Here is a 15,428-nt window from a genome sequence, read left to right on the forward strand (position 1 = left end):
TGATCTGACTCCATAAAAGTAGACACCTTTTTGGAGCCAGTAACCATGAAAGTAAAACCATATCGCAAACATTCGCTCGAATTTAAAATAAAAGTCGTTCAAGAGTCGTTAGACACCACAGATACAGTTAAGATGGTCGCGAATAAATACGGAATTCATCCTGACATGCTATCAAGTTGGAGAAGTCATATGACCTCGAAGAAGAAAACAGCAAAGCCATTAAAGAACCAAGGCCCAGACAAGTCATACACAGATTTAGAACGCCAAATTCGCAAGCTTGAGAAGCAACTCGAAGATGCTCAGTTGGAGAATGACGTTTTAAAAAAGGCGAAGGTCTACTTCGACAGCCTAAAAGAATAAGGTTCGAATATATCCACAAGGTCACAGATGCCAAACGCACAGTGAAGAAGTTGTGCAGTTGGTTATCTGTGTCGCCAGCTGGGTATTATAAATGGTTAAAGCAATTACCTAGCACACGCCATAAAGAGAACAGTTCGTTACTTAAGTTTCTAAAGCATATTAGCGACCAGGAGCACTGTATCCCTGGCTATAGAAAACTATGGGAGGCAGCGGTAGCACATGGTTTTGATTGCAGTAAAGGGCGTGTGCAGAGACTATTACAAAGCGTTGGCTATCGTTCAAAATCAGGTAAGAGACGCTATACAAGCCGCGCGAAGAAAGAAGGTACAATCAAAGCGAGTAACTTACTACGACGTCAGTTTAATGTGAAGACAGCAAATACTGTGTGGGTATCAGACATCACACAAGTACGCTGTAAAGATGGTTGGCAGTATTTATGCGTCATCCTTGATTTGTATTCTCGTAAGGTTGTTGGCTGGGTAACAAGCCGGATAAACAACGCCGAGTTAGTTATTAAAACACTGAAAAAGGCATGGTCAGCACGCAAACCTGATGGTTCGAACTTGCTCTTTCATTCAGATCAAGGAGCTCAGTATGTCGCAAAGGAAACAGTGAAGTGGTTAACTAATAGAGGTGTCACAGTGAGTATGTCTAGAAAAGGGAACTGCTGGGATAACGCATGCTCAGAAAGCTTCTTCGCGCAGTATAAAAAGGAGTGGATAAAGAACTTAAATGAACTGAGTCGTAGTGAAATGACAACACAAACGTATTTTTATATTGAAAAATACTACAACTCAGTAAGAAGGCATGGCACCCTAGGGTATAAAAGTCCCATGCAGTACGAACAATTTAATTAAACCCCGTGTCTACTTTATCGGGGTCAGATCAGACTTCTGAAATCTAACTACTAAAAACTAACCTCTATTATATAACCACCGCGCGAAATAAATTTCACGCCTACATCAAACGTAGGCGTCACGCTTGCTTGGCGCGTCTTACATTCATCACCAAGTCTGCAAATTAATAAAGAACCCGCAAACAATGCCGCTCGGCTAGAAACTGACAGCTGAAAGCTGATGGCTTAATAAACTTCACACCTACAAGCTTCCCCTCGCTAACTTTGGTTATTTACCCTTGATACTTTTTCTTTATCTTTTCGATAATCTCAACATTGGCGGCTGGGAAGCTGTAATCATCAAGCTCGCTAAGTGCAACCCATTTACCTTGTTGGCCTTCTGCACCATGAGCCGTGCCAGTGAAATCATCAACAATGTGCACATCTAAGCGTACGTATTTATCGCCGTAGTCATGTTCAATAACCATCAGCTCTTCACTACCATTTACGGTTAGGTTTACTTCTTCTAATAGCTCACGCTGTAACGCTGCAAACACGCTTTCGCCCTGTTCTACTTTACCACCTGGGAATTCCCATAAGCCGCCTTGATGTTTGTCGTCTGGGCGCTTACAAATAAATAATTGCTGATCTTTATAAATAACACCGACTGCAACATGCACTACTTTTTTAGTCATTTGTTGTTTCCTTATTCATAAAAAAAGCGACGCAAGCGTCGCTTTTTATCACCGTGTTTTGGTTATTTTAATTTACCGCAACACTGCTTAAATTTATTACCTGAACCACAAGGGCACGGCTCGTTACGGCCAACTTTTGGCTCTGCACGTTGAGTTACTACAGCACCTTGAGGTAATTCGCCACCAATGTGCTCAGCTTCTTCGTGTTGGTATTCGCGCGGTGCATTTTCGCTACGGCGATGTTGCTCTTCAACTTTCTCAACATCTTCTTCAGCGCGAACTTGTACTTTACTTAAAATACCCACAACGTCGATTTTTAAGTTCTCAAGCATTTCAGAGAATAGTTCGAATGATTCACGCTTGTACTCTTGCTTAGGATTCTTCTGTGCGTAACCACGTAAGTGGATACCTTGACGAAGGTGGTCCATCGCAGCTAAATGATCTTTCCAATGTTGGTCTAGGCTTTGTAGCATAATCGCTTTTTCGAATTGACGTAGTACAGACTCGCCTACCATCTCTTCTTTTTGCTTGTATGCTTGCTCAACCGCTTCTTCGATACGCTCACGAAGTTTCTCTTCGTATAGTTTGTTATCGTCAGCTAACCATTGTGAAATTGGCAGCTCGATTAAGAAATCTTGTTTTAAGCGCTCTTCAAGGCCTGGGATATCCCACATTTCAGCTAAGCTTTGCGGTGCAATGTATTGATCAATTGTACCGTTTAGTACATCGCTGCGAATGGCAGTGATAGTTTCTGAAATATCGCCTTCTTCAAGAAGCTCGTTACGTTGTGAGTAAACAACACGACGTTGGTCGTTTGCTACATCATCGTACTCAAGTAATTGTTTACGAACGTCGAAGTTACGTGCTTCAACTTTACGTTGTGCGTTTTCGATTGCGCGGTTAACCCAAGGGTGCTCAATTGCTTCGCCGCGTTGCATACCTAGTTTACGCATCATGTTAGTCATGCGCTCACCAGCGAAGATACGCATTAGCGCGTCGTCCATTGATAGGTAGAAACGGCTTGAACCAGCATCACCTTGACGACCAGAACGACCACGTAGCTGGTTATCGATACGACGAGATTCGTGACGCTCAGTACCAATGATGTGTAAACCACCCGCTTCGATTACTGCATCGTGGCGTTTTTGCCACTCATCTTTAATCGCTTTGATTTGTTCATCAGTTGGGTTTTCTAGCTTTTCAACTTCGCTGTGCCAGTTACCACCTAACACGATATCGGTACCACGACCGGCCATGTTAGTCGCAATGGTTACTGTGCCTGGTAAACCTGCATCGGCAACGATGTCAGCTTCTTGTGCGTGGAACTTAGCATTTAGTACGTTGTGCTTAATTTTTTCTTTACGTAAGAACTGCGATAAGTACTCAGAACTTTCGATAGAAATAGTACCCACAAGTACTGGTTGGCCGCGTTCTTGACAATCTTTGATATCAGCAAGAATGGCTTCGTACTTTTCTTCTTGTGTTAAGTAGACAAGGTCAGCACGATCATCACGGATCATCGGCTTGTTAGTTGGCATTACTACTGTATCTAGACCATAGATAGACTGGAACTCAAACGCTTCTGTGTCTGCTGTACCTGTCATACCCGCTAGTGTTTCGTATAAACGGAAGTAGTTTTGGAATGTGATTGATGCCAATGTTTGGTTTTCGTTTTGAATGCGTACACCTTCTTTCGCTTCAACAGCTTGGTGTAAGCCTTCTGACCAACGACGACCTTCCATTGTACGGCCAGTGTGCTCATCAACGATGATAACTTCGTTTTCTTTAACAACGTAATCAACGTCTTTTTGATATAGCTTGTGAGCACGAAGTGCCGCATACACATGGCTTAATAATGTGATGCTTGAAGCTGAGTAAAGTGAATCACCTTCTTGAATTAAGCCTCGCTCAATCAATAGTTCTTCTACTTTAATTTGACCACGTTCAGTTAAGTGAACTTGCTTAGATTTTTCATCGATAGTGAAGTCGCCGTCACCTTCAACGCCTTCTTCATCTTCTTTTTCTTGTAGCTCAAGTTCTGGCACGATTTTATTGATTTCGATGTAAAGCTCAGAGCTGTCTTCAGCTGGACCTGAGATAATTAGCGGCGTACGCGCTTCATCGATTAGGATTGAATCCACCTCATCCACTACTGAGTAGTAAAGTGGGCGTTGTACACGTTCTTCAATGCTAAATGCCATGTTATCGCGAAGATAATCAAAGCCAAATTCGTTATTGGTACCGTAAGTAATGTCAGCAGCGTAAGCGATTTTCTTTTGCTGCGGCATCATACCAGGTACGTTACAGCCAACTGTTAGGCCTAAGAATTCAAATAATGGGCGGTTAGTTTCGGCGTCACGTTTTGCAAGATAGTCATTCACGGTAATTACGTGAACACCCTTACCTGTTAAACCGCGAAGGTATGCAGGTAATGTTGCAGTTAGTGTTTTACCTTCACCAGTACGCATTTCTGCAATGCGACCTTGATGTAAAACCATACCACCTAGTAGCTGTACGTCGAAGTGACGCATGCCGTTTACACGCTTAGATGCTTCACGTACCACAGCAAATGCTTCTGGTAAAATGTCATCTAGGCTTTGTCCGTTATCGTAACGCTCTCTAAATTCTGCTGTTTTTGCTTTTAGATCTTCATCAGAAAGCGCTTCTAATTGCGTTTCAAGCGCATTGATCAGTGCGACCGTCTTTCTTAGGTTTTTAATAGTGCGGTCATTGCGACTACCAAAAATCTTGGTAAATAAATTAGATATCATGATAAAACCGTTACAATATATTCTTTGTTAGCTAGTCATTAGCTAACCCACTTTCTTCAATTGATAATTAATATGCGCTTATGCTCATGATGTAGGGCATATTAATTAACAATTTATCAGTACGCTGTTCAAAACACCGCTTATTTCGTGCGCTATCATACCAGAGTCTGCGCAACATCAAACCTTCTGTGTGTGAAGATATGGATTTTCAGCAAGAAAATTTAAAAATCAGCCGTAAACTTTAGTTTAACCCCGAAAAAATCACGAAAATTAAACTACTGAGTAGATATGGCGACAATAAGAATAAAATCAAGATCAGGGGAGAAAAAAGGCGATTCGAGGGACGAGATGCGAGGGACGAGATGCGAGATGCGAGATGTGAGGAACGAGGTGCGAGATGTGAGGAACGAGGTGCGAGGAACGAGGTGCGAGGAACGAGGTGCGAGGAACGAGGTGCGAGGTGCGAGGAACGAGGTGCGAGGAACGAGGTGCGAGGGACGAGATACAAGGGACGAGTTATCGTAGGCGTCACGCTTGCTTGGCGCGTCTTGCACTCAGCACCAAGCCAGAAAATAATTAAAGAACCTACAAACAGCACCGTTCAGCTCAAAACTGATAGCTGAAAGCTGACAGCTCTTTAAGTTTCACGCCTACACCAAAACGTAGGAACGGCTTTAGCCGTGAAAAAATAAAGATGTTCGGCGTTAAAACGCCTCCTACAGAGTTTTATTGCTGAGGGAAATTCAACACCATACACCCCCACAGTTCGGCTGACGTCTGACGGCTGAAAGCTGACGGCTCCTTAAATTTCGGCACTAAAGTACCTCCTACGGGGTAGGCTCACAAACCACACCGTTCGGCAAAAAGCTGAAAGCTGACGGCTTTATTTATTTTTTCCGCCCATGTTGCGCTAAACGCTCTAACTTAGCTTTTAAAGATGGAGGGGCATCTGCGGCGATGGCGCTGAGGTAATCGGCTGTTTGTTCGCTCATTTGACGTTTAGAAACAGGCTTTTCTTCTGGCTTATTTGTTGCTGATAAGCGCTGGGTTGCCTGTGGGTTTGCGGTAATTTTAATTTGCCCAAGTTCGACCATGCCAGCGGCACGAAAATGCGAAAGCATATCCATTTTTAAGTAATTTAAACGCAGTGCAATCGGTGCCGAAACAGCTTCAATCATTAAGGTACCATCACGGTAATTACTTACCCGGCATTTTTTTGAAAGTGTTTCACCTAAAAAGTCATCAAGAATGGTTTGTTGAGAAGACAAGCCTTGAGTTTTACCAGCATAAGATGCCAAGCGACCACTCAAGCCCGCCATAATATCGCCAAGTGCTTTTGGCGCGTATCTATCTTTTGCCATTAATCGTCTACCTAAAAGGGTTAATCACCACACAGGGAATATACCATCTAGGTAAATATGAAGCTATTAGGTTCGTGGAAGAGTTGCGAGATGCGAGATGCGAGGTACGAGTGCGAGATGCGAGGTGCGAGGTGCGAGTTATCGTAGGCGTCACGCTTGCTTGGCGCGTCTAACATTCAACACCAAACCGGAAAATCATTAAAGAGCCCACAAACAACACCGCTCAACTCAAAACTTATGACTTATAGCTTTAAGCTTCTCTTCCTCCCCCGTGAGTGTTTCTGGTACACTTTTCCTTTGTTTTTCATTTGATTTGCGCGATGACTCAACACTCTCTTACTTTAATCGTATTGGCTGGCGGGCTGGGTAGCCGCTTTGGCGGAAACAAACAAATTGCCGAAATCCCGGGGCTAGGCTGTACCATCATGGAACTGAGTATTCATGATGCGGTTAAAGCAGGTGTGAGCCAAGCGGTGATCATCATTAATAAAAAAATTCGTGCTGAATTTGAAGCGACGATTTTACCGCGCCTACCTGAATCGCTCGAAGTAATCTTAGTTGAGCAACAAATTAACGCGCTGCCACATGGTTATGAGCACTTTGCCGCTGAACGCCAAAAGCCATGGGGCACAGGTCATGCGTTACTTTGCGCAAAACCTTATGTGAATAACCCTGCTATTGTCATTACAGCCGATGATTATTACGGTGAGTCTTCTTTTGCCATTATTAGCGAACACTTCAAACAGCATAGCAATTGGGCGATGGTAGGTTACCCGATTAAAGATACACTCTCCGAAGAAGGTGGTGTAAACCGCGGTGTATGCTCTGTTGATAGCCACCAGCATTTAACTGATGTGGTCGAGTATCTAGATATCAAACTCGAAAATAATGTTTTAAAAGGCAACAATCCACATGGTGAAAGATTACAAATTGCCAATGATGCCCTAGGCTCAATGAGCTTTTGGGGAATAACACCCTGTTTATTTAATGACTTAGAAACAGGCTTTATTGAGTTTTTAGAAAATACTGACAACGGTGTCACGAAAGAGTATTATTTACCAAATGAGATACAACTCGCGATTCAAGATAACCGCCAAGCTGTAACCGTTTATACTGCACAAGAGCCATGGTATGGCGTGACCTACAAAGCTGAACTGGATGCAATAGCACACACTTTATGTCAGTTACGTCGTAAGCTAAACGATTAGACCCTCGCCTCTTCTTGCAAAAAATAAGTAATGGAAAATTAATGAAGTCGAACCCTGTTGCAACTTATCTTTCTGAGCACTTTGGCTTAAGCACAGATAACGTAACGCTAAAGCCTATTGGCAATGGCCACATCAACACAACCATGTTACTTAAATCAGAAGAAAACGCCTTGGTTGTGCAAAAGTTAAATACCGACGTGTTCCCTAATCCTGAGCATCTAGTTGAAAATGCACGGCTCATTGAGCAGCACCTGAGTGAAAAACACGACAATGGTGAATACAGCCTCGAAATTATTCGTCATGTTCCAACTATCGAAAATGACTTTTTAGTTGAATGCGATCAAGGTGTTTGGCGTGCACTCGAATTTATTGGCGGCAGTTATAGTGAAGATGTTGTAGCAACTATCTCGCAAGCACAAACTGCGGCCAATGCATTTGGCCAATTCGCGCTGGCATTACAAGATTTTCAGGCTGATCAGCTGCATCATGTGATCCCTGATTTTCATAACCTAGCAATGCGTTTTGATGCTTTCAAAAAAGTTCTCGTAAAAGACTCTGTAAACCGTATGGCACTTTGCCAAGACGACATCGATTTTTGTTTAGCTCAGCAATCACTTGTTGAAGAACTAAAACAACTTGAAGGAAACATTCCTTTAAGACCTTGTCATAACGACACAAAAATCAACAACATGCTTTTTTGTAAACAATCAGATGATGCAAAAGCCGTCATCGACCTCGATACCTGTATGCCTGGCTATTGGTTATTTGATTTTGGCGATATGGTGCGTACCTTCTGCTCTCCTGAGCAAGAAGATTCAACCAACCTAAGTAACGTACGTGTTCGTGAAGAGATCTTCGCCGCCATCGTTAAAGGTTATGTTGAACCACTACAGGATGTGATCACCGATGCCGAAAAAGAAAGTTTCTGGCTAGGCACCAAGGTCATGACTTTCATGATTGGCCTGCGCTTTTTAACAGACTTTATTGATGGCGATAATTACTTTGCCACCAAACATGCAAACCACAACCTAGAACGCGCCCGCAACCAGTTTGCTTTGTATCGCGACATTCTTGAAAAAGAACATACGTTAAAAGCGATTTTAGAGATAAATAAAGGTTAGAGTTGCGAGTTGCGAGTTGCGAGTTGCGAGTTGCGAGTTGCGAGTTGCGAGTTGCGAGTTGCGAGTTGCGAGTTGCGAGTTATCGTAGGCGCGATTTTACATCGCGCAATAAAAAGATAACGCGCGAAATAAATTTCACGCCTACACCACCGTAGGCGTCACGCTTGCTTGGCGCGTCTGACATACAGCACCCAGCCCACCTATAAACGCATAACCAAAATTGATCTTCAAACTGACAGCTCCTTAAATTTTCGGCACTAAAGTACCTCCTACATGCATTACCGACAAACGCCACCATTCAGCTTCAAACTGACTGCTAAAAACTGAAAGCTTCTTAAATTTCGCGCCTACATCAAAACGTAGAAACGGCTTTAGCCGTGAATAGTTGAACGCTCACCCATTGCTCTATAAGTCAATAACTTCTATTCTAGAACCTCGCTTAAAATCAGGAGATTATTATGCATATAAAACACCACGGAGCGGTGAAAGGCGTAACAGGGTCTTGCCACCAGCTATTTATTGATGATGCAAATTCTGTACTTGTTGATTGCGGTCTATTTCAAGGGGAAGACAGCAAACAAGACCTAGCAATTGAGTTTGATATATCAACCGTAAAAGCGCTAATTGTCACACATTGTCATATCGACCATGTTGGTCGCATACCCTACTTACTGGCAGCTGGTTTTAAAGGGCCTATTTTTACCTCTATTGCTACCGCCAAGTTGTTACCCATGGTGATTGAAGATGCCTTAAAAGTGGGTGTAACTCGCGATGAAGCAATGATCCGCACTTGCTTAAAGTTACTAAAACAACAAATTATCTCTCTCGATTTCAATACATGGTACTCCATTCCCGTAGGAGTGGGCTTTAGCCCCGAAAAAGTAGCCTCAAGTAATCAAAACCCCTTATATAAAATCCGCCTGCAACGTGCCGGGCACATTTTAGGGTCTGCCTATGTTGAAATTGAGCTAGGTAAAAAACCAAACACGCATAGAGTGGTATTTTCTGGTGATTTGGGTGCACCTTATACGCCATTATTACCAACGCCAAAACCACCTTACCGCGCCGATACATTAGTTATTGAGTCAACCTATGGTGATAAAAACCATCAAGGTCGTAAAGAGCGCGTAGCCGTTCTTAAAAAGGTTATAGAACGTGCCGTCAGCGATAATGGCGTGGTACTCATACCCGCCTTTAGCATTGGCCGAACTCAGGAGCTACTCTATGAGTTTGAACAGCTTATTCACTCTGCAAGCAAACGTTCTATGTGGCATAAACTGCAAATTATTGTAGATTCGCCAATGGCAGCTAATTTCACGAATGAATATTTACACTTTAAAGCGCTATGGGATAACGAAGCAAAAAAACGCGTAAAACAAGGTCGCCACCCGCTCGACTTTAAGCAGCTACACACCATTGATAGCCACCAAGAACACCTTGCCCTGATTAACTTTTTAACCTCCAAACAGCAACCAGCAATAATCATTGCCGCCAGCGGTATGTGTAATGGCGGCAGAATTGTTAATTACCTAGAACGGTTTTTGCCAGACAAAACAACCGATGTCATTTTTGTTGGCTACCAAGGGCAAGGAACATTAGGCCGAGATATTCAAAAATACGGCCCACGCGGCGGCTATGTATTTATCGATAATCAAAAAGTCATGATTAAAGCGCAAATTCATACCATTAGCGGCTACAGCGCCCATGCAGATCAAAAAGGACTTATCAGATTTGTCACCGGTATGCGCAAAAAGCCAAGTTTAATCAAAATCGTCCACGGCGATGAGCAAGCCAAACAGACACTAGCAGAAAAGCTTAAAGCAGAGTTAGGCGAAAGAGTAGAAATAGTGGTTAATGGTTAGTGGTTAGTGGTTAGTGGTTAGTGGTTAGTGGTTAGTGGTTAGTGGTTAGTGGTTAGTGGTTAGTGGTTAGTCAATACAAGGAGTTAGTTATGAACTTTGAAAATCTAGATGTATGGAAACGGTCTGCACGATTAAGTGCTGAAATTTACAAATCAACAAATGAATTAAAAGACTTCGGCTTTAGAGATCAGTTAACCCGCTCAGGCTTATCAGTGCCTAGCAACATTGCTGAAGGAGTTAGTCGTGAAAGTTACAAAGAGAAAAGTCGGTTTATAGATATCGCGAGATCTTCGCTTGCAGAAACAAGAACACAAATTTATATAGGCCTGGAGATAGGCTACTTAGAACGTGAAAAAGCATTGTATTGGATATCAGAAACCAAAGAGTTAGGGGCCATGTTAACGGGTCTAAAACAACAGTTTGATAATAGAAGTTAGTGGCTCTAACCACTAACCTCTAATATCTGACTTCTTATGTTTGACTCGAATCTCGTCTCTCGCCTCGCTACTGCGAGTCGCTACTATTTATAACTCTCATACGCTTCTTTCATTCGCGCTAGGTTGCTATAAATATAGCTCGAAGTTAAACGACCGCGTTTAAACATTGTATTGTCTAAAGAGACTTGTGTAGAAGGAGCGTAACCTTGGTTGAACACCAGTCTATTTACTTCACCAATTTGTGTTGATAGGCCAATACGCCAAATATCACGGCCTTTTAACTGGCCAAACGGTGTGACTTTCATATCTTTACGTGGTGTAAGTGGGATACTCAAGCCAACCCCCGCTTTTTGCGCTTCGGTATCCTCATAGAATACTGCTATGTAGCTATCACCAAACCAAAAACGACTTTCAAGCTTCACGCCACTGTCACCATAAAAATACTTGCCAGCCGTAGCATGAAAAGTAATATCTTGCTCTACCCAGTTGTATTGGTATGTCAGTGTTTCGTACTCACGCGAGGCACGATAATCTGCATAATCAAAATAAGCAATTTTAGCACTTACTTTGTGGCGACCTTCTGGGCTTAACCAAGCTGTTTCGTTAATAATGGCTTTGTAATCAAAATAGTCTTTAAAGAAACCAATTTGCGTTTGGTTATAAAAGCCATACGGCAGTGCAAAGGTTTGATGCAGCATTGCATTTACAATACCTTCATCAAGGCTGTAATTATCAAATACACCATTATCTTCAAAGTCGCTGCTTTCATCTAAAATGGTTTGGCCTGTGACCTTTATACCACCCCCTTGCCAAAGCGGCACGTCAAGCTCGGCACGCAAGCCTACAGAGTAGTCAAATACGCCAAACTCTGTGGCATAAGTATTAGATAAAGCAGGGCTTAAAGTTAAGCGCGGTTTAAAGTAGGGGCTTGCCTCTGCTTTACCTGCCCATACTACACCTTCAGGAATACTCGCTTTGCCTTGCTGTACATTTAAATCAGGGCTTACACCTTTTTCGATAAATAAGCGATAGTTTTCAACCTTGCCCTGAATCGCAATTAAAGGGATGTCTGTTTTAGAAAGCTGTACATTAAAGTGAGTGCTTTCGTTAGTTACACTTTCAGCAATACGGCCAAGTACAACACCAATTGCATCAATGTCGTTGCGGTTAAATACCGAGTTTTCAAAGTTTACGAATACGGTATTCAGGTTATAACCAACCACTATATTTTCAAAGCCATCGTTAATCAGTGCTTGTTTTAATTCGATCACTTGGCTATTTAAAGTTGAGTTGGCTAGTTTTTGCGTATTGGCTGTTGGTGATTGTTTTACACTTGCTACTGTAAGGGCCTTTGCTTGTTCAGCTAATTCTGGCGCCATTGCAGTTTGTATAAAACCGATACCATGGTCATCAATTTTAGCTATTGGTTGAGTTGAAACTGGTGCTACATAAGGGGCTGCTTCAACTTTTTTATAATTTTGTTTATCTTCACTCGAAAGCGGCATACTAAAGTTAACGCCCCAATAGGTGTCTTCATCTGAGTAATCAGCATCACTATAAAAACGGCTGGTAAAGGTTAACTCGCCAATATCATAAAGCCACTTTTTAGGAATGGTTACTTTAACGGCGCTATTAAATGATGATGCATCATATTCAGCTAATAGACTTAACCAACTTAGCGCTTGCCATTCAACACCAGCAAAAGCACCATTCATCTGCTCATTAACTCGTTTTCTCTGCTTTGCTCTTTCGCTAGTACTTATACCTGCAGAAAACCTAAAGTCCCAAAGCTCTTTTGAGGCTACAGCATAATAGGTTTCATAATGGTTAGCTACACCACCAATATCCTTGCCGCCAATAGCTAAGGTAAACCAATCTTTTGGAATATAAGGAATTTGATACTTAGCATTAAAAGATAAATCACGAATTTGCCAACTGGAATTTGGGCCAAAAAACTTATCATGCATAGTCTCTGAAGCAATGAGACCGCTGACTTCTAAACCTTCAAATAAACCTGCGCTCACTATAAAGTTATGACCATCCTTATACTTTACACCATAGTAATCTAGCTGATTATTGTATCCAAACCCTACAATCCCTTTATCTTGAACCTCAGCATTAGGGGTATTAATTAGGCCAGTATAACCAACGAAAGATTGATGAGAATTAATTTGTTCAGCAAAAACAAGTGGTGAACTTAGAGCTATTGCACTACCTAAAAAGACATTTAGTTTAGACATAAACTATTCCGAGTTAAAATTATAAAAATCCTTAAATTAGATTAAATATAACATTAGAAGTGAAAAACGAGAAGTTAATAGCGAAGGTGCTAGGTGCTAGGTGCTAGGTGCTAGGTGCTAGGTGCTAGGTGCTAGGTGCTAGGTGAACAAGGTTTTATTGGGGGTGGGATAAAGCAAGTGGTTAAAAGCAATTAACTAACTTCTAACCACTAAAGCCTGATATCTAACTTCTAATATCTTATTTTTAAACCGCTTTTAAATGTCGCTCTGCTGGCGCTACCATTTCGGTTACAAAATCAGTAAATTCTTCACCTAGGTTTTCGTCACGCATGCTGTATTCAACAATCGCTTTTAAGTAACCTAGCTTGTCGCCACAGTCGTGGGCACGGCCACTCATGTGGAAAGCTTCAACTATTTCATGCTTCATCAGCTCATCGATAGCGTCGGTAAGTTGAATTTCACCACCTGCACCCGCAGGTGTTTTCGCAAGTAATGGCCAAATCGCTTTAGATAGAACATAGCGGCCAACAACAGCTAAGTTAGATGGTGCTTCTTCAGCTTTTGGCTTTTCGACCATGGTTTTAATTGGTGCACTTTCGCCCGCTTTAATTTTCACGCCACCAATATCAGCAATACCATATTTATGTACGTTCTCTTGCGGTACTGGCTCAAGCATTATTTGGCTTGCTTTAACTTCATTAAAGCGCTTGATCATAGCAGCAATGTTTTCAGTTTTTTGATCAGCAGTGTAGCTATCTAAAATTACGTCTGGCAGTACAACAACAAAATCGTCATCGCCAACAATTGGTTTTGCACACATAACAGCATGGCCTAATCCTTTAGCCTCACCTTGGCGTACGTGCATAATGGTTACATCTGGTGGGCAAATAGATCGTACTTCTTCAAGCAAAGTACGTTTTACACGTTTTTCGAGGGTTGCTTCAAGCTCAAAGCTGGTATCAAAGTGATTTTCAATGGCATTTTTAGAGCTGTGAGTAACGAGTACAACTTCCTTAATACCCGCAGCAACACATTCGTTTACTATATATTGGATAAGTGGTTTATCAACAAGAGGCAGCATTTCTTTAGGAATTGCCTTTGTCATCGGTAACATACGTGTACCAAGGCCTGCAACAGGAATGACAGCTTTCATAATGTTTAGTCCCTTAATTGTAGTGATAAGAATAAATAATTACAAAGTATGAGTTATTAACTCATTTTGCGCAATAGTAAAAAAAGATTTATAAACACGTTAGCAGTAATAATATTGACGGAGGATGAACAGGAAACGATAGGTTCTAGGATTTAGGAGCTAGGAGCTAGGAGCTAGGAGCTAGGAGCTAGGAGCTAGGAGCTAGGAGCTAGGAGCTAGGAGCTAGGAGCTAGGAGCTAGGAGCTAAAAGATGCTAGTGGCTGGGGGTGCCACTAGCAAGGGGTTAGTTATAAAAATTAACTAGAGTAGTAATAAACTGTTCAACTTGTTGTTGATCTAGTTCGTTTATACCTGCAGCTGCTGCGCGGCCGCCGCCGGTGGCAAATTGACTGCATACATCAACAGCGCCTTGTTTATTATTGAGTGGTGCTCTTACACTTACGGTAAAACTTCCTTTGTTATTATAGGTAAGCACTGCATGGGCTTTATTAGGTGCTTGGTTAGCAAGGTCGTTACCTAATACGCCACTTACACGGCGCGCCCATGGGGCGTCATCAAGTAAAATAACCTTTGCTGTATCGCAATTATGTAAAACCTTAGCGTCAGCCGCTTTTTGCATATCAGCTTTGTAGGCTTTTTCTAATACGTAATAAACCGACTCACTGTCGTTAATGGCATCAAGAGGTGACTTATATTTTAGTAATTCGTTAAATAAGTCTTCTGGAGCAAAATGTAAATCAGCTACCTCGCTACCATAGCCGTTATAGTTAATATACGTGCCAAATGCTTTTAGTTGTGACTTTTCGAGCTCTGTTAAGCCTAGTTTATCGGCTTCGCTATCGGCTTTTGCAAATAAATTATCGCCATAAGCAGCTGTAATAGCCCACAAGTGATATTGTTTTTCGATAAGGTCACTCACTATTAAGCTAGTACACATGTTTGCATCTAAATCGATATGAGCAAATAAGTTTGCATGATTTGGAATATCACCCGCTTTATGATGATCTACATACATAACACGTGCTCCTACGCATAGGGCGTCGTGCAACTCTGCCATGTTTTTTTCCATCGAAATATCAAGTACACGTATATTATCACCAGCTTGTGGAGTAATTTTTTTCAATAGCTGAATATCACGTTTAACACCGGTTACTTTCACGCTTTCAACAGGGTTAGCGAGCTGCAACTGTAACAGTGCAATGATGCCATCGGCATCACCATTAAAAATATCGTAGTTCATAAAATCTCAAAAATAATAGAAGTTAGAGATTAGAGGTCAGATTAAAGATGTTATACGTCAGAGGTTAGATATCAGATTTTAGACGTCAGATATCAGAAAAAAGATATCAGAGGTCAGAAGAGAGAAATCAGATTTTAGACGCTAG

At 41.9% G+C, this 15,428-nt stretch carries 11 protein-coding genes; 5 read left to right on the forward strand and 6 right to left on the reverse strand.

Annotated features, from left to right (window positions below; translation table 11 throughout):
* Positions 1–45 precede the first annotated feature (45 nt).
* Positions 46–1,217, forward strand: a protein-coding gene (locus NH153_RS05020) for an IS3 family transposase (protein WP_105180735.1) whose coding sequence is annotated in 2 segments (ribosomal slippage) — positions 46–319 and positions 319–1,217 — 1,173 coding nt in all. Because the reading frame shifts where the segments join, the coding sequence is not laid out codon by codon here.
* Positions 1,218–1,488: 271 nt separating this feature from the next.
* On the opposite strand, the gene mutT is transcribed toward NH153_RS05020, so the two are convergent.
* The 3 genes from mutT to NH153_RS05040 all read right to left on the reverse strand — a co-directional run bounded on the left by mutT (position 1,489) and on the right by NH153_RS05040 (position 6,022).
* Positions 1,489–1,890 carry an 8-oxo-dGTP diphosphatase MutT gene (gene mutT / locus NH153_RS05025; protein WP_063701650.1) on the reverse strand — a complete coding sequence of 134 codons (402 nt, stop codon included), beginning with the start codon at positions 1,888–1,890 and terminating at the stop codon, positions 1,489–1,491.
* A 62-nt stretch (positions 1,891–1,952) separates the two neighbouring features.
* Positions 1,953–4,661 carry a preprotein translocase subunit SecA gene (gene secA, locus NH153_RS05030; RefSeq protein ID WP_063701652.1) on the reverse strand — a complete coding sequence of 903 codons (2,709 nt, stop codon included), beginning with the start codon at positions 4,659–4,661 and terminating at the stop codon, positions 1,953–1,955.
* A gap of 887 nt (positions 4,662–5,548) precedes the next feature.
* Positions 5,549–6,022 (reverse strand): DUF721 domain-containing protein, encoded by a 474-nt coding sequence (locus NH153_RS05040; RefSeq protein WP_063701656.1) that lies wholly within the window; start codon positions 6,020–6,022, stop codon positions 5,549–5,551.
* Positions 6,023–6,342: 320 nt separating this feature from the next.
* Here NH153_RS05040 and NH153_RS05045 point away from each other — a divergent pair, with 320 nt between their 5' ends.
* The 4 genes from NH153_RS05045 (at position 6,343) to NH153_RS05060 (ending at position 10,650) form a co-directional block, all read left to right on the forward strand.
* Positions 6,343–7,230, forward strand: a complete 888-nt coding sequence (locus NH153_RS05045; protein ID WP_063701658.1) for an NTP transferase domain-containing protein — start codon at positions 6,343–6,345, stop codon at positions 7,228–7,230.
* Between the two features lie 41 nt (positions 7,231–7,271).
* Positions 7,272–8,351 carry a phosphotransferase enzyme family protein gene (locus tag NH153_RS05050; protein ID WP_063701660.1) on the forward strand — a complete coding sequence of 360 codons (1,080 nt, stop codon included), beginning with the start codon at positions 7,272–7,274 and terminating at the stop codon, positions 8,349–8,351.
* A gap of 458 nt (positions 8,352–8,809) precedes the next feature.
* Positions 8,810–10,213: an MBL fold metallo-hydrolase RNA specificity domain-containing protein gene (locus NH153_RS05055; RefSeq protein ID WP_063701662.1), complete on the forward strand. Its 1,404-nt coding sequence runs from the start codon at positions 8,810–8,812 to the stop codon at positions 10,211–10,213.
* A gap of 89 nt (positions 10,214–10,302) precedes the next feature.
* A complete protein-coding gene (locus NH153_RS05060) occupies positions 10,303–10,650 on the forward strand; it encodes a four helix bundle protein (protein ID WP_063701664.1) in 348 nt (115 codons plus the stop codon).
* An 83-nt stretch (positions 10,651–10,733) separates the two neighbouring features.
* Here NH153_RS05060 and NH153_RS05065 read toward each other — a convergent pair whose 3' ends face one another.
* The 3 genes from NH153_RS05065 to NH153_RS05075 all read right to left on the reverse strand — a co-directional run bounded on the left by NH153_RS05065 (position 10,734) and on the right by NH153_RS05075 (position 15,283).
* Positions 10,734–12,890, reverse strand: a complete 2,157-nt coding sequence (locus tag NH153_RS05065; protein WP_063701666.1) for a YjbH domain-containing protein — start codon at positions 12,888–12,890, stop codon at positions 10,734–10,736.
* A gap of 244 nt (positions 12,891–13,134) precedes the next feature.
* The gene (gene galU / locus NH153_RS05070) at positions 13,135–14,043 is read right to left on the reverse strand and encodes a UTP--glucose-1-phosphate uridylyltransferase GalU (protein WP_063530175.1); all 909 of its coding nucleotides are present in this window, start codon (positions 14,041–14,043) and stop codon (positions 13,135–13,137) included.
* A gap of 283 nt (positions 14,044–14,326) precedes the next feature.
* Positions 14,327–15,283, reverse strand: a complete 957-nt coding sequence (locus NH153_RS05075) for a DHHA1 domain-containing protein (protein ID WP_063701669.1) — start codon at positions 15,281–15,283, stop codon at positions 14,327–14,329.
* Positions 15,284–15,428: the final 145 nt, after the last annotated feature.

It is taken from the genome of Pseudoalteromonas gelatinilytica (assembly GCF_001641615.1).
Lineage (GTDB): Bacteria > Pseudomonadota > Gammaproteobacteria > Enterobacterales > Alteromonadaceae > Pseudoalteromonas > Pseudoalteromonas gelatinilytica.

Bases quoted from the DNA above. Each gene is read 5' to 3' on its own strand.
- NH153_RS05065 (WP_063701666.1), bottom strand. From the start codon at position 12,890: ATGTCTAAACTAAATGTCTTTTTAGGTAGTGCAATAGCTCTAAGTTCA.
- mutT (WP_063701650.1), bottom strand. From the start codon at position 1,890: ATGACTAAAAAAGTAGTGCATGTTGCAGTCGGTGTTATTTATAAAGAT.
- NH153_RS05040 (WP_063701656.1), bottom strand. From the start codon at position 6,022: ATGGCAAAAGATAGATACGCGCCAAAAGCACTTGGCGATATTATGGCG.
- NH153_RS05060 (WP_063701664.1), top strand. From the start codon at position 10,303: ATGAACTTTGAAAATCTAGATGTATGGAAACGGTCTGCACGATTAAGT.
- galU (WP_063530175.1), bottom strand. From the start codon at position 14,043: ATGAAAGCTGTCATTCCTGTTGCAGGCCTTGGTACACGTATGTTACCG.
- NH153_RS05055 (WP_063701662.1), top strand. From the start codon at position 8,810: ATGCATATAAAACACCACGGAGCGGTGAAAGGCGTAACAGGGTCTTGC.
- NH153_RS05050 (WP_063701660.1), top strand. From the start codon at position 7,272: ATGAAGTCGAACCCTGTTGCAACTTATCTTTCTGAGCACTTTGGCTTA.
- NH153_RS05075 (WP_063701669.1), bottom strand. From the start codon at position 15,283: ATGAACTACGATATTTTTAATGGTGATGCCGATGGCATCATTGCACTG.
- secA (WP_063701652.1), bottom strand. From the start codon at position 4,661: ATGATATCTAATTTATTTACCAAGATTTTTGGTAGTCGCAATGACCGC.
- NH153_RS05045 (WP_063701658.1), top strand. From the start codon at position 6,343: ATGACTCAACACTCTCTTACTTTAATCGTATTGGCTGGCGGGCTGGGT.